12 protein-coding genes and 1 pseudogene are annotated in these 14,673 nt (G+C 60.5%); all 13 read right to left on the bottom strand.

Going from position 1 to position 14,673, the window contains the following annotated elements:
* A pseudogene (locus ABEA23_RS10855) lies at positions 1-4,304 on the bottom strand (hypothetical protein); the annotation flags it as partial.
* A gap of 82 nt (positions 4,305-4,386) precedes the next feature.
* The gene (locus tag ABEA23_RS10850; protein ID WP_345478027.1) at positions 4,387-4,818 is read right to left on the bottom strand and encodes a hypothetical protein; all 432 of its coding nucleotides are present in this window, start codon (positions 4,816-4,818) and stop codon (positions 4,387-4,389) included.
* On the bottom strand, positions 4,818-5,597 hold the full coding sequence (locus ABEA23_RS10845; RefSeq protein WP_345478026.1) for a hypothetical protein: 780 nt from the start codon (positions 5,595-5,597) through the stop codon (positions 4,818-4,820). The genes ABEA23_RS10850 and ABEA23_RS10845 overlap by 1 nt, the downstream gene beginning before the upstream one ends.
* 3 nt (positions 5,598-5,600) lie before the next feature.
* Positions 5,601-7,394 (bottom strand): RCC1 domain-containing protein, encoded by a 1,794-nt coding sequence (locus ABEA23_RS10840; protein ID WP_345478025.1) that lies wholly within the window; start codon positions 7,392-7,394, stop codon positions 5,601-5,603.
* The gene (locus ABEA23_RS10835; protein WP_345478024.1) at positions 7,391-8,278 is read right to left on the bottom strand and encodes a hypothetical protein; all 888 of its coding nucleotides are present in this window, start codon (positions 8,276-8,278) and stop codon (positions 7,391-7,393) included. Before ABEA23_RS10835 ends, ABEA23_RS10840 begins: the two co-directional genes overlap by 4 nt.
* 116 nt (positions 8,279-8,394) lie before the next feature.
* A complete protein-coding gene (locus ABEA23_RS10830; RefSeq protein WP_345478023.1) occupies positions 8,395-9,000 on the bottom strand; it encodes a type II secretion system protein in 606 nt (201 codons plus the stop codon).
* 59 nt (positions 9,001-9,059) lie between these two features.
* Entirely contained in the window at positions 9,060-9,674 is a 615-nt protein-coding gene (locus tag ABEA23_RS10825) for an A24 family peptidase (RefSeq protein ID WP_345478022.1), read from the bottom strand.
* Positions 9,658-10,299, bottom strand: a complete 642-nt coding sequence (locus tag ABEA23_RS10820; RefSeq protein ID WP_345478021.1) for a hypothetical protein — start codon at positions 10,297-10,299, stop codon at positions 9,658-9,660. Before ABEA23_RS10820 ends, ABEA23_RS10825 begins: the two co-directional genes overlap by 17 nt.
* Positions 10,300-10,331: 32 nt before the next feature.
* Complete coding sequence (locus ABEA23_RS10815) at positions 10,332-10,520, bottom strand: hypothetical protein (RefSeq protein ID WP_345478020.1); 189 nt, start codon at positions 10,518-10,520, stop codon at positions 10,332-10,334.
* A complete protein-coding gene (locus tag ABEA23_RS10810) occupies positions 10,520-11,671 on the bottom strand; it encodes a type II secretion system F family protein (protein WP_345478019.1) in 1,152 nt (383 codons plus the stop codon). The genes ABEA23_RS10815 and ABEA23_RS10810 overlap by 1 nt, the downstream gene beginning before the upstream one ends.
* Complete coding sequence (locus ABEA23_RS10805) at positions 11,668-12,885, bottom strand: type IV pilus twitching motility protein PilT (RefSeq protein ID WP_345478018.1); 1,218 nt, start codon at positions 12,883-12,885, stop codon at positions 11,668-11,670. The genes ABEA23_RS10810 and ABEA23_RS10805 overlap by 4 nt, the downstream gene beginning before the upstream one ends.
* Entirely contained in the window at positions 12,882-13,406 is a 525-nt protein-coding gene (locus ABEA23_RS10800) for a hypothetical protein (RefSeq protein WP_345478017.1), read from the bottom strand. Before ABEA23_RS10800 ends, ABEA23_RS10805 begins: the two co-directional genes overlap by 4 nt.
* Positions 13,403-14,650 (bottom strand): GspE/PulE family protein, encoded by a 1,248-nt coding sequence (locus ABEA23_RS10795; RefSeq protein WP_345478016.1) that lies wholly within the window; start codon positions 14,648-14,650, stop codon positions 13,403-13,405. The genes ABEA23_RS10800 and ABEA23_RS10795 overlap by 4 nt, the downstream gene beginning before the upstream one ends.
* Positions 14,651-14,673 lie beyond the last annotated feature (23 nt).

Raw genomic sequence — 14,673 nt, 5'->3', positions numbered from 1 at the left:
GCGTCGTTTCCTCGCGGACCTTCTGTAGGTCCAGGCGTAGCCGCTGCACCGCCACCGGTGGGTGCCGAAGGAGCGGGACCGCTAGTAGGAGCACCGCCGTCGCCAGCTTCACCCTCTGGCTTATCGTTGTCTCCGTCCTGCGGTTCATCGCCGCTGGTGGTCCCAAGGGATGACTCCCGGGGGCCTTCCTGGGCGGACGGAGTGTGTCCCCTATCGGTCGTCGTCTCGCTGCTGACTGTGCGGTCTCCTTCGGAGCTTCCCGTCGGCACATCGGGGCTGTCGCCGCTCGGTGCCACATCTGGTCCGCGGCTGGACGCCTCAGCGCTACCAGTGGTGCCATTCTGCGGAGATCCGCCATTGTCCGTGCCCTTGGACGCGGCTTCTTGACTGTCAGCCGATGCCGATGAGGGATCCAAGGAATCGGATGGCACGAGAGAGACTGGAGCGCCTGAGGTGCGTCGGCTGCGGGCAAGCCGTGCGGCTGATGAGCTGGTGGCGGAGGCGACGACGGGGTTTCGGCGCAGCTTCCAGGCCGCATAACCGCCTGCTGCAGCGAGACCAGCGACACCGGCAGCTGGCGCAAGTGCGGACACACCGCCTGCGATGACCGTGCCGATTGCGGCATGCTTGCCGAAGCGTCCGAACCCGACTGCAGCAGTGCCGAGACCTCGCAATCCGGTTGCCTGCGAGTTTCCTCCACCAGCCTTGAACGCGCGGTAGGTCCCGCCAGGTAGCTTCAGTGCCTGCTTGCCACCAGCCTTGAACGCCTTAACTCCTGCCATGGGCAGAGCCTTGGCTGAGTTCAGTGTGTTCAAGGCCAGGAGGTTGGCAGAGTCGGAGGCCTTGTTCGCTGTCGAGACCAGGCGCCGGCGTGCCAGGCGTGCGGCATAGCGAGCCCGTCGCCGAGCACCGCCATCCTGGGATGGTACAGCGCCCTTGGACCATGACTGCTTCACGCGATCATCCAGGCCATCCAGCGTGTTGTTGATACGGTCCTTGTCCTTTAGCGTCCCGAGGGCAGCACCAGCACCTGCGAGTGGTAGCTTGGACGGCGCGTTGTTGGTAGGTGCCTGATTGGCGGGCTTCTCAGTAGACGAAGACTGGGTAGCCGCGGTCTCCCTGCCGAGCTGTTCAGAGCTTGTATCACCTATTGCGGACTTCTCGCGCTGAGAATCCGGGGACTGCTCACCGGAGCCCACCGGGGTCTCAGATCCGTCGGCGCCCTCACCCAGGAGCGTCTCAGTCTTCGGTGCCGAGGCATTTGCTGTGCCGTCAGCAGGAAGGTCAGGGATCATGACGGGGCGAGTGCCCGTGTGTTGAGTGGAGCGCCCCGCCGATGCTTCCGTACTGCCAGTGGGCACCAGCTTTTCGCCGTCGGCGACCTGGTCCTTCTGTGCAGCCTCGGTGGTGCCATCTGTCGGAGCTGCATCATGGCCGGAGGCACCGTCTGTTTCAGCACCTTTAGCCTCGGTGCTGTCCCCGGAGTCGCCTGATGCATCAGCGCCTGAGAGCCGGTCTCGCTGCGAGTCAGAAGCGGCAGAGTCAGCGGGAGCAGTGCTGTGGCCATCATCCGCCCCGCCTTCACCGGTACCAGCTCCCCTACCCTGGCCAGCCATGGCATCACGGAGAGCACTGTCGTTACCAGTACCACCACCATGACTCTGGCTAGCAGAGCCTCCCATGTTCCCAAGTCCGCTACTGATGCGCTTGAGAGTGTTGCCACCCATGAAGGACTGGTCATTAGCGGCACCACCGAGAGCACCGCCCATGGAGGACACGGAGTTCCCAGCCATCTTCTCTCCCCAGGCCTTGGCACCGTTGAGGGTGAAGGGCGAGGGGACTTTGGCGAACTTGAATGCGACGTGAAGGCCGATCATGGTGAGCAGCGGTGTCACGCCAGACCAGAAGATATAGAACACGGTTCCGGGTCCGGCGTATCCCACTCCGTCCATGAGGCCGTTGAGCATCATGGAGACTACGGCCACCACGGTGACGATGACCTGAATGAAGATCGAGAGCAGGATCACTCCGACGATCATTTTCAGTACACGTGCTAGTCCGCTGAAGTTCTGTCCCGGTGCTAGTGCCACGCATGCTGCGAGGAAGAGGCCGATCGCCAGTAGAGTCATAAACAGGCGGGCCATAATCAGCACCAGGGCTAGGAACCCGAAGGACAGGAAAGCAATGAGGGAGGATCCCAGAAGAGTAAACGATGCCGCCATCGGCACTGAGTTCTGGTATCCGGCCATTGTCATAAGTGTGTTGGTCGCGTGCGGGCTGAACCCGAGGTTCCGGATGTTCTCTCGTGACTGCGGCATCTGGAATGCGACCGGTGCTACGGAGCTGCCGAACCACATCGCGCAGTCCTCTGGTCGCACGTTCAGCATCGACGTTGCCCACTGGTCATCACCGGCAGTCAGCTCGCTGATCGTCTCAGCCGCGGTGTCGGTGACGTAGGCTCCGACGTTGCTTGCCGTCTGCACGCCCACAGCTACGTTCAAAGCCATGCGAGTCCCCAAGGGCAGTGATGTGCGCCCGGAGCTTGGGTCAGCCGTGTCTTGATCGACCCCCAGGAGAGTCTTATCCCTCACGCCGGTTTCCAAATAAACCTGGTTCAGAATTTCCTCATCACTGTGGCCAGCGTCGCGCATCACCACAGCCATCCGCTGTGCAATCTGGTTGTTCGACCGTCTAAAAGCGGAAGGTAACTTCCATCCACTGGCTTTTGTCAGCGATTGACGTCCATTAGTCGCCTTGGTTGCGCCCCTGCCGTCAGCGAACTGCTCCTCCGGGCGGCACATTGACCAGGCGAGCATGGACCGGTGGCGTTGTGTGTCACTTTGAGGGTTGATTGCCGCAGAGCTTTCCGCCCAGGCCACGCGGCGCGAAATGCTATCACCTAAGTCGCCGTACAGTTCTGCTGCTGGGCTTGCCTTGGCTTCTAGCAGATTGTAGGACTCTGAGGTCAGAGTGTTGCCGCTATACGTTGGCTCGATGAACTCAACGCTGTTGCTGCGTGCGCCCTGCACCAGGTTCCACGGCATGCCCTGCGGATTGCTCCGCCACGTGTTGTTGTGGGCCAGAGCACGAGCCAGGTTGTTTGAGCGAGACGGTGATCCAGGAGCATAGTTCTCCGAAAGCCCCTTCACTCCCTTGTCTGAACCCATGTAGGACGGCGCATCGGAACCCCACTCCAGTACATGACAGCCTGCCCAGTAGTGCGGTGAGTGATTCCAAACCCTGTGGTTTCGATCAGTGACCAGGGTGGCACCTCGCCCAATATTGCCGTCAGCATCCGCTCTCACGTTGGGCCATACATCGCCGAACTGTCCGTATGTCCAAGCCATATAGGCGGTGTTCATCCAGATCTCGTTGAGGGACTTGGACACCGTGGCGCCGAGAGGGATTCCTCCAGTGGAGGTGTTGTTGAGTGCCCGGTCATAGTCCCCGATGGCGCGTGCCACCACGTGGGGGCACCATGTGGAACCGTTGGGCTCCACATGGGAGAAGGAACCGGTTCCTGCACTGGCGCGCGAGAGCGCTTCAGCTGGGGCGTTGGCGATCATCGTAATGGTGGTGTTCATCTTGGCGATGAGCCAGCCCGGGGATCCGGCGCCAGGGCGGTATTCTCCGCCGCTGGTGGTGGAGCGGGTAGCGCCCAGGATCATGATGAGAATAAACCCGACGACAGCGCCCTTGCCCAGGAGCTGCCCCCAGGGTCGAGCGGAGCCTTTGCGGGCCTGGAATGCAATGAAGACGATAGTGATGGTGATCAGCAGGGTAGGCACGTAGGCGGTATCAAAGAACAGCGCCTTGCCGAGAGTTCCAATCAGCTGGTCGATGCTGGCACCCATGCTCGACATGGCGCAGAACTGAGTGGCGAAGGTCATTAGGCCGTGGGTGGCCGTCCACAGGCCCCCGGACCAGCCGAAGATTGTGCCGATGACGTTCTCTCGACTCACCTGGTCGATATGGAAGCCCAGGACACCGTCGACAGTGTTGGTATGGAATGTCCCTAGAGCACCGGACCAGCGCTCAATGGGGAGGTTTTTCACATTGTCTGAGTTAGCTGCCCCACTGTTGAGAATGTTGCCGCAGGCATCGCGCTTCACCTTCCCCGAGTCGTTCCAGGGGTTGTTGATGGTTCCTACGGCGTAGATGTCCGGTGCGTTGGTCGTAGGGGCGGCTTGTGCCAGGGGCGCAGTTCCGAGCAGAACACTCGTGGCGAAAATGAGGGCCGCCAGTAGGCGCGCGAAAGTGCTTCGTCGGTCCGCTTTTTCAGGGGTGGTGGTGCTCTGAAGCAACGGGAAACCTCGTCCTCTGGTGCAGGCCTGTCGGCGCGGGCTTAGTCAACCGAGACATCCCATGTGCATGTGCGACCTGAGCTTAGGTTTCGCCTCCATAGACACGTTCTGCCCGGTCGATAATCGAACGTCGAAAGGCTGCGGCGATATCCTCTCGTTCCTGGGCGGTCACCGCTGGTCGGGACGAGTCTGCTTCGCTTGCCTCGATCAGTAAGGCTGCGATTTGTGCGGCTTGTGCGCGGCAGTACAGCTTCGCGAGCTTGAACCCTATTGCTTTCCGAGATCCGGGCAGTGAGACGGACAGAAGGGCTGCGGCGTTGGCGATACGCGTGGCGTGCTCACGGCGGAAGTTATGTACGAGGGAGAGTGATTCTCCTGGTAAGTCTCGCATGACCCCTGCGGCTTTGAGGGTCACACGTCGGCGCGCAGAAGCCTCGATCTGATCGCACAGCCATTGAATCTCGTCGAGCCTCCGCTGGGGGAAGAGCTGACTGTGCTCAGCGACGATGGTCATTAGTCACCCACCGTGACGTCGAGGTTATCGACAAAGACTGTGCGGTATCCCTCGCGCGGGTCTTCCAGCGGCTTGCGCTCTAGGTTCTGAGCAGTACCCAGGACAGTAAGCTCGCGCGCCCGGTCAGTGGTACTAGCAATGTGGGTGTCCAACTGCACACCGGCGATCTGCGAGGAGGCCGCCAGCGCGCGATCCTGCATGGTTGCCGGCGACTGACGGTCCTCAGGTAAGCCCTCAGGGGTGTGGTGCTCGCTGAGTGGCACCCCGTAGCCGTTGTAGTAAGTAAACTGTGCGCTGCCCGTGTCGTTGATCATGACCTCGGTGGATTCTGTCACCAGCGTGCCAGCGCAGATGGAGGCACCAGTTTCACTGCCGGCAGTGATGGGATTGCCCTCCCTTTCAGGCGCGAACTCATAGGTTTCATACACAGCTGCAGTGCGAACCAACTGGCGCCTGTCGTCCTCGGCGCTAATCTGCCACGTTACTTCTCGACATTGATCATCACCCCAACCAGGCTGGATGATCCGTACACCGTGGGGGCTTGCTGTGCTGTGCGGGATATTGCCGGCCCACGCGATGTCTGAGCGCAGAGTGGTGTCTGTTCGAGTGATCTGATCAGCCAGAGCGGTGGTCATCGTGATGGAGCGTTGGAAGGCGAAGATCATGGTGACTGCGACTACCAGAGTGGTGATCACCATGACGGCGGCGACAGCACCGAAGAGGTTCTGGACCACATAGTTGCCGCTCTCGTCGCGGCGCAGACGCTGCAGGGAGTGCATCTGTTACCTGATCTCCTTGGTCTTCTCGTACCCGGTGAAGGACGGAGTGTCGTAGCTTCTGCTGGCGACTGGTTCAGGTGCCAGAGTGAAGGTTCCTGCTGGCGAAGATGAGCCGAGCTCACCAAGCTCACCGCGGCCCCAGCAGAAGGTGTAGGCGTATTGGTCGATCGCGCACGCGAAGGTCTCCCCTATGGTGACGTGGGCGTAACGCCCGATCTGCACTGGGGTCCGCGCTAGCTTGGGACTATTGGTGCTGGTCCTAGTGTGGAAGTCCGAACCCCAGCACTTGAGGTCCTCTCCGACCAGAAAGCAGAAGGCTTCCCCGGCCCCTGTAGCCGCAGTGAGTGTTCCGGGGCCGGTGAGACTGATGGGGCGAGGTGAATGTCGGTGGGTCTGAGATCCGTCGCCGAGTTGACCCTCGGTGGCTCTACCTAGGGTGTGCACTCGGTTCCCTGAAAGAAATGCCGCAGCTGAGGCGGTAGAAACCACCTGGGTCACCGAGGAAGCAACACGATTCGGGGTGAAGACCATGTTCTCGTAGGTTCCTGACCCTGAGGCGATGGGCGCTCCAGCTTGCCCGTAACGATTGTCTCCCCAGGCGTAGAGATTGTTGTTGGTGTCTGTCGCGTAGGCCGTGGACGCGTAGATCTCAGTGTCAGTGTTGGCCAGTTCAAGATCGCTCCAGACACCGCCGTCGGGGTGGTTGACCCGGACTGGGCGAGGATAGCCGGTGCCATCGGCGAGCTGGCCAGCAGGGGTGATGACGGCAGAAGATGCACTCGTAGTGACTGCTGCTGGTGCTGCCTGGACTCGCGGGGGCGTTCGGCCAGCGGCTCCAAGCCCAGAAAGCGTCCAGGCGTAGACCTGGCCTGCGGTGGTGCGGGCCAGGATCGTCTGGGAGTCACCGACCACCTGAGCGACCCGTTGGGCATTCAGTGGCGCGAACCAGCTCCAAGACTCGCCTGTGGTGGCACCGGCGTTCTCCCCGGCGCAGCGCAGGATCGAGGCGGCATCGATAAAGCACAGGGTGTTCGATGTGATGACTACTGCGTCTTCGGCCTGAATTGAGGCTACCCTGTGGCCGGCATCGACCCGCACAGGGGCGGGGTGGGTGTTATGTCCAGAAGGAGTGAATCCGGATTGCGCCATCTGGTTCCACCGGTTCTCACCGAAACACCAGAGTCCACGGTTCTCCGCAACGGCACAGGAGAGCCCGGAAGTGGGCACGATAACGTCGGTAAAGGAGACGGGGGCGCCGTCCTCCAGGACTTCCACTGCAGTGGGTTCGAAACGGTCCTGGTAGTCACCTACGCCCAGCTGCCCACGGTCGTTCTGTCCCCATGCATAGAGGGTTCCGTCCTCCAGCCCGATGGTGTGGTTCGGGCCAGAGGCGATCTTGATGAAACGGTGGTAGGTCGTGGACCCGCGGTCAACCCAGAGCGGCTCCCCTGCGGGATCAAACCCCGCCCAGTGGGTCGCGTTGCGCTGTGCGTAGTGATGTGTCTGGCTGACCTCGTTTTCGTCCCAGGCGTAGGTCATAGCCCCGGAGCGCACTAGGCCTTCGGAGAGCGACGGGGACTCATCGTCGTCGGCGACTAGCTGTGCTCGGGTGATCAGCGCTTCATGGGCCACCAGTGAGTGGCTGGTGGCGGCCTGGGATGCCGAGTAGCGAGCGCCGGCACTAGCTATGAGCTGTGATGATGCGCTCGTGGTCACCAGTGCGGCGATCATGACGAAAACGACCGCTGCGAGGACAGTGGAGCCGCGCTCATCGGCGCGTAGAGATCTCTTTTTCACGGCGATGCTCCCTCGTAGGCGACCACGTCAGTGAACCGAGCGTTGGGGCAGGCTGCGGCTGGGGTCATGGACAGCTGGATTCGTGCCGACCCCTGGTATGCAGACCCCCCGGTACTGCGTAGTGTGAGGCTTCCGTAGGCGTAGTTGTTGCCACTGGTTTCGATAGTGGCAACAGGTTCCGCCGATTGCTGTGGCTGCCCCACTGCGTGCGCTGCGAACACGGTGCCCTCACATGCCCCAGTCACTTCGGCGATCCACTGAATAGTGGAGGTGCCGCCGGGGGTGTCAATCATGGCGTCTCGATCGCTTACCGTCGTCGGGATCTCGCGAACAGCAAAGCCGCCGTTGTCGGAGATCACCGGCAGGGATTCCACGAGGCATCCATCGTCAAGGTTGGTCGGCTCACAGGTCTGGTCCCGGTCCCGGTCTGGATAGGCCGCGTTAATCCAGGCGACTTCGACTCCCGGTGTGTCCACAGTGGGCACTGCGGGGATGTCCTGGTCGGGTTCTGCGCCGGTCATTCCGCGCAGGATCCTCTCGTCTGCTGGCTGGTCGTCGCGCCATGTGGGGATGGGGGTGTCTTCTCCCAGAGCCGCGGCATGGACGGCGTTGCGCACCTCAGCTTGCCGTTCGGATGTCTCCAGCAGCGTGACTGCGCTCTGATTGAGGGAGGAGATGATTCCAGCTACCGCAAGCAACCCCGTGGTGACGACCACAGTTCCCATCAGAGAGTCGACCATGAGGTCTCCGCGCTCCCCCAACCGGTAGCTGCCGCCCAGAGCTTGTCGATGCTGCCTGCGTCCCAGGATGAGAGCGATCACGATGACGGCGACCATTGCCACAGCGACGATGGCGCTGATGCTCATGACGGTTGCTGTGTTCACATGTCCTCCTCTCCTGGTCCTGGTATGGCCTGCACCGGCCTGCAGTGATGATTGCTAGGTGCCCTGCCACGAAGCGTCATCAAGCAGACCGGCGCAGGAGTCTTTGATCAGCTGGTTTACGGGTTATGGGATGCCGTATTCCAGGTGATGTCGTCACCGCCACCACCGCAGCGGCGCCCGGATTCAACTTCCAGGTCGTCCACCGGAGTGGTCTCGGTGTTGGTTGCCGAGTAGACCTTGCCCGTGGCGGACATTACGCACACGATGAAGGAGCTTGAGGGGCCGTTGCCGCTGGTGCCGATCTGAATGCGGTCCTCCCCTGAGGGCATCGCGTATCCGTCACGAATCCTCGCGTCCACGGGTCCGGAGTTGATGTCCGCGGCTAGGTAGCCGCCCTCTCCATGTCCCATGTCGCGCTGGAGCTGCTCGATGCTGCCGGCGTAGCGCTGAGCACGGTCGAATCCTTCGCGGGCGTAGTACATCTCCTGAGCGGTCACGATGGCCCCAGCATCAGCCTTAGCTGCCTGGTCCTGCGTGAAGGAGGGAAGCCAGGACACGGAGGCCCAGACGATTCCTGCAGCGATGCCCAGAATCAGCACACCGATCAGGATGGAAGCAAGGTCGATGGCACCGCGTTCATCACGGGCCAGTTCGCGAACGCTGACACGTTCGCCTCTGAGTCGGCGTTGAAACAGTCTCTGCGCACTGCGGATAGTCTTCACCAGGGGGTCCTTTCAGCAAAAAGCTCTGACGCTCCTTAGACCCATGTGCATGAGGTTCCCTAGATTGCAGATGCTGCGAGAAAGCTCTCTGTTGCTAGTACCGCTGGAATGAGGGCGACAGCCATCGGAGGACCGAACGGAATGGCGATCATTCCGCGCTGACCTCGGGTGACTCGCAAAACGGAGACGAAGGCGAGACTGGCGATGAAGCTCAGGCAAATCCAGATCAGCGCGCAAAGAGGATGGCAAGTGGCGAGCAGGGCTGCGATGGAGGGGATGAGTTTTAGGTCGCCTCCGCCGACCATGGAGCCGGAGACGGTTCTGATGGTCAGCATGAGCGCGAAGCATCCTGCTGCTGTGGCGAGGGCTGTGAGAATGACGCGCCCATCCATAGTGAACGCGCTGGCGAGCACCCATACTGTGGCGGCAATGCCAACGGCGATGTTGTGCCGGTTTCGAATGAGTCCGGTGTGCGCATCGAGTACGGCGAGTCCGCCTAGAGCCAGAGCGGCTAAGGCCACCGCAGTTTGCTGCATGACGTGCAGGGGCTCATCTAAGAGGGACATGCTGAGAATCCACAGCACAGCCAGGGCGCTCGCTCCCAGCAGCGCCTGCAGGTGCACACTGCTGATGGCGGGCAGGGCAGGGGGTAGCTGATCAGTCCTCTTCGTCATCGCTGTCCTCCGGAGCGAGGAAGTTGCTGGATTGGTTGAGCTCGTCAATGAGTGGACTGAACTGTGTGCCGATCGCGATCATTTCGTCTGCATCCAGTAGCCATTGACCTTCGGGGGTGTAGATCCAGTGCAGAACAGCCTCGTTATCACGCAGACCCTGTTCTGTGATCGCTCGGTACTCCATCGGGCTGATCCCGCTATACGCATCAGGATGAATCACTAGGGCTACCTGTGCGGTGTCCCCTTCGATATTGACGTGATCTGGAGGGACGATGATGTTCTCTGGCTGCAGACTTATGGCCTGCAGTGATGTCACTCCCAGCCCCGTGAGCACTGTGTCAGTGTCAGTGTCCTGAGGCATGCTCATGTACTGCAGGAACGGGCCGTACATCTTCTCGAAGGCCTCGTCGTCGGCGATATCGTGAGTGTCAACCGACCCCAGTGCCTGATAGAACCATTGGGCTTTCGCGGCGAGATGCTGTTCGTCGCGTGGTTCAGCGTCGGATGAGGGAAACTCCTCATGTGCATCAAATGTCGTCTCAGGACCTTCGGGGATCTCCAGGGCTGGGCCAAAACAGCCTGTGAGGGCAAAGGCGGCCACGATCAGGGGATACGCGCGCTTCATGGTCGCTATTGCGGCCGCATCAGGAAGTTTCCCTAGTTCCCCAGCAGTTTTCGGTGTTCGTTCTCCAGGTGCTCCTTGTCATCCTTCTCCTGGATCCGACCAAGTTCTGCCAGTGCGAGAACCATCGCCAGGCCCGCTAAGGCAGCGGCAAGCCACGGTGCATCGGCCCACAGCAGGATCCCAGCGGTGGGAAACAGGACTTCCACCAGTTTGGGGCGCATTAGAAGCCGTTCAGGTGCTGCAGCTGGGGAAGGACCATGTATGTCGGAGCCAGGATGGCAAGCACGAGAATGCCGGCACCCAGATAGACAGTCAGGTTGATGACCGGATCAATGGTGCGAGAAAAGACCTCAAGCTGGGCTTTAGCCTCAGCCTCATGCAGAGGTGCCAGTTCTCGCAGCATTTCCACCAGCTCGGGCGTGGAGGGTGAGGCTGCGAATAGATGTCCACTGGCCTCGGGCAGGACTCGTGTTTCCTTGGGGAAGTCGTTGAGCTTCTTCGCGTCAGTAAGCATGCGTTCCGCGTGGAGCTGAGCGTCCCGAGCCAATGCCCGAGAACCAGACCCTTGACCCGCTAGCGACAGCGCTTCAGGTTCCCTAATGCCGGACTTCAGGTTGGTGGAAAGGAGCCAGAAGGCGCGGCCTGTCACGGAGTTGCGCAGGATCGGCCCGATAGCCGGGGTTTTCATGACTAAGCGGTCGACTGCGGTAGTGAATTTGCGGGAGCGACGACCGATGGTAATCCAGAAGAGACCCAGGAGAATGAAGGCGACGATCGCAGCTCCACTGACCCAGGTGGCGATGTCTGCAGCAAGCAGCAGATAGTTCACTGTTGCAGGCACTTCAACATTCATGTCCCGGTAGATGCTCAGGGTTCCAGGGACGACGTACCTGGCCGCGACGAATAGGACGACAAGACAAAGGGCCACCATGAAGCCAGGCTGAATGAGCTGAGTGAGCAGCCTCTTCTTCACCGATTCGGAGTTCTCGACTACTCGTGCAGCCTCGGCAATGTTCTCCACGAGGGTCTGTGGCGTAGTGGAGGCACCGATCAGTTGTGCGGCCTGACGTGGAATCAGGTCAATGTCGGTCAGCGCCTTTTTGAGTCCAACACCGCCGGTCTGCATGTCTTGAGCGCCATAGAGCATCTCACGCCCGATTTCGTAGCGTCGGAACTGCTCGCCCACGAGGCGGAGAGACTCTGCTTCTCGTGCACCAACCTTCAGATTCATGGCCAGGGTCCGAAGCGCTGAGGCAATGGTCTGGGGTCGAGATTTCCGGCCCTTGTAGAGCACAAACTTGGGCCTGGTGCTCTTCGGCTCAGACGCAGTGGGGACTGCGTGAAGTGGCGTGTAGTCCGTGGGAGTGCTCATCTGCGACCCCATCCTCTCTTCCGTTCCTCCGTTGCCTGCCTCTGGGAGAGGATGGGCTGCAGAAGGTTCTTCATCCCGTCGATGTCTTTGCAGTGCTTCATGGCTTCCTCAGGACTGATCCGCCCGTTCATCACCAGCTTGTAGAGGTCGTCCTCAAGGGTCCATCCGACGACTTCATTGGAGTCGATCTGCTGGCGGATCATACGTGCGTCACTGGCACTGTCGAGGACCGCTTTTACCCGGTCGTTTGATATGAGGACCTCGCGCACCGGGGTGAGCCTGTTACTGCGGTCCTTGATGAGTTTCTGGACCACCACTCCCAGCAGCGAGTCAGCTAGTCGCGAGCGGATCTGGGACTGTTCGTCTGCCGGGTGCTGGCCAACGAAGCGCTGAATGGCCTCAGTGACGCTGCCGGCATGTGCCGTGGTGAACACTAGATGCCCAGTGGTTGCCGCTTCCAGTGCAGCCTTGGCAGTCGCCGGATTTAGCAGCTCACCGATGAGGATCACGTTGGGCTTAGATCTCAGCGCATCCTCGACTGCAGTAGGGAAATCCCGAGCATGTACACCGATTTCTCGCTGAGTGAAGGCAGTGTGGCCCTCCTCGAAGTGTACGAACTCAATAGGGTCTTCGATGCAGTAGATGTGCTGGTCGGTGGTTCGGTTGATCAGGTCGATCAGTGAAGCGATAAGGGTCGTTTTGCCCGATCCTGTAGGACCCTCCACTAGGACCAAGCCGGAGGAGTAGCCTGCGAGACTGCGGATTTCCTCGGGGACCTCCATTCGATCCACATCGGGAATCTCGCTGGGGATCAGGCGCAGTGTGCAGCTGAGACCGGAGATTCCGTAGCGGAAGGTACCGCGCACGCGCCAGTTGCCGTTGGAGATCGCTACAGAAGCATGGCCCTTGTCTCTAGTAGTGGAGTCCCGTCCCCGGCTGCCATAGGCCAGCCATTCCCTGATCTCGGCCTGACTGAAGATATGGAACTCGTCACTGTTGACCGCCATTTTCAGTCCCGTGGGGAAAAGGCGGCGCACCGGCTTTTTAGGATGCACGTGCACATCGGAAACACCCTGCTCGCCTAGCTCATCAATGAAGCGGAAGAGTCGACGGATTGCCGGTGTGAGGGACTGGTGATCAATAGTCTCAGCGTCGAGTAGATCAATTGGCTGATCACCCTGGTTGAGTGCGTCGAAGTCGATGTAGTCAGTCACAGGGTCTCCCGTGCGCGGTTGCGGTTGAAGGCCCGGATACGGCTGCGCAGGCTGGCTCCGGGGCTGACTGGTGGGGATAGGAATGACGGCACCTCAGGGAGGCCGGCTTCGAGTTCTTGTGGGTCTGCGAGCATGTCGCACTCGTTCATGCCGCTATGTAGTCGTGCGGCCCAGAGTTGGGGGTCCGTGTCGCGGATGCGGGTAATGGCGCGGTCACAGGGTGCCCCGTAGTCCTCGTCACATGGCGAGTTCACCCAGAAGAGGTGTGTATTGATTCCTTGGCGGACCAGTTGGCGAGTCCGCATGGGTATACAGTCGATGATCTGCGGCCACATCACTGCTGCGACCACGACATCCATGCCGGCGAGGGCCTTCTTCTCTGCAGCAGATACCAACGCCTCTGCTCCCTGGTGTGAACTGGTGAGATCCAGGAGGGTCCTGCTGGGGTTGAACGTCAGTGCTTCGCGGTATTGGTCCCGTTTCTGCCCATCGTGGCCAGAGATGATAATCAGATGGTTCACGATCCCTCCAAGTCAGGGAGTCCGACCGTGACCGGCGGGCGTTCCTCGGTAGGGTGCCCGTTGAGCTCAGGGACGTTCTTTGTCGATACCGCCGTAGACATAGGGTTTGGGGAGAGGACGCCGTCACCGAGAACCCGGTGAATCTCATCAATGTCGGTCACGCCGGCGGCGATGAGCTCAGTCGCGTTGTCTTCAAACCGGGAAGAGGCATTCATGGAAAAAATGAGTTCCCGCAGCTCGCCCAGCGGCATCCCATTCATGATGGCCTGTACCACTTTGTCGTTGACCAGCAGGCACTCGTTGATAGGAACTCGCCCGCGGTATTTGTCCAGGGGATCGACGCCATCCCAGTCTGGGTTGAGTCTGCCGACCAGTCGCTGTGAAATGACACCACATACCGAGTCCAGTACGGAGAGCGGAGTGTCCTCAGCAAGCTCAATGAGTCGCATCAGTGCTGTGACGTTGTCATTGGCGTGAATGGTGGTCAGGACTTGGCGACCGGCCTTCGACTGGCGAACGCCAGCCTTGGCGGTTTCGTTGTCGCGGATCTCCCCGAGAAAGAGGGTGTCGTAGTCGGCGCGTACTAATGCGGGCAGTAGTTCGTGAAAGTCGGCGTGCTCTTTTTGAACTTCCAACTGGACGACGCCAGGAAGCTCACGTTCGACGGGATCCTCAATGGTCCAGATTGCCCGGGTACCGTCGGCGAGTTCGGAGAGTAGTCCGTGACACAGGGAGGACTTACCGCTGCCCATGGGGCCGGCCACCATGATCATCTTGTTGGATCGGGCCGCCATCTGCTGGATGCGTCGCAGGTTCTCGTCGCTGACCCCTTGCTCGGCGACGGGGCGGATTGCACTGGTGCCAGGCAGACGCATGTTGATGGCTTCCAGACCGGAGCTGGTTCGGAAGGACGTCACTCGGGCCTTGGAGGGCTTGCCGTCCACCATGACCTTGTCGTAGGTGGCTTCTTCAGGCCTGAAGGAGCCGCTTGACGCCAAGCCAGCATGGTTCTTGAAGTGGACGATGATGTTGGAGACGATAGGGCCAAGCACTCTGTGCAGAGGCCTCATCCTGCCGTCCACACGGACCTCTACGTCCAAGTGCTCCTCATCGTCACGCCTGTGTGTCGTGAGCAGCATGTCGGAAGCGCCCATTTCCATGGCACGACTAATGACGTACTCCACAAACCGGAGATCGGTGTTCGTGACAAGGTAGTCATCTGGAAGATGTGCGGTTTGCGACACGGAACAGGGCTCCTCGGGTGGGA

Source organism: Nesterenkonia rhizosphaerae (genome assembly GCF_039544555.1).
In the GTDB taxonomy this organism is placed as follows: domain Bacteria; phylum Actinomycetota; class Actinomycetes; order Actinomycetales; family Micrococcaceae; genus Nesterenkonia; species Nesterenkonia rhizosphaerae.
Note: the sequence above shows the minus strand (reverse complement) of the source record. Positions and strands in the feature narration are given on the sequence as shown.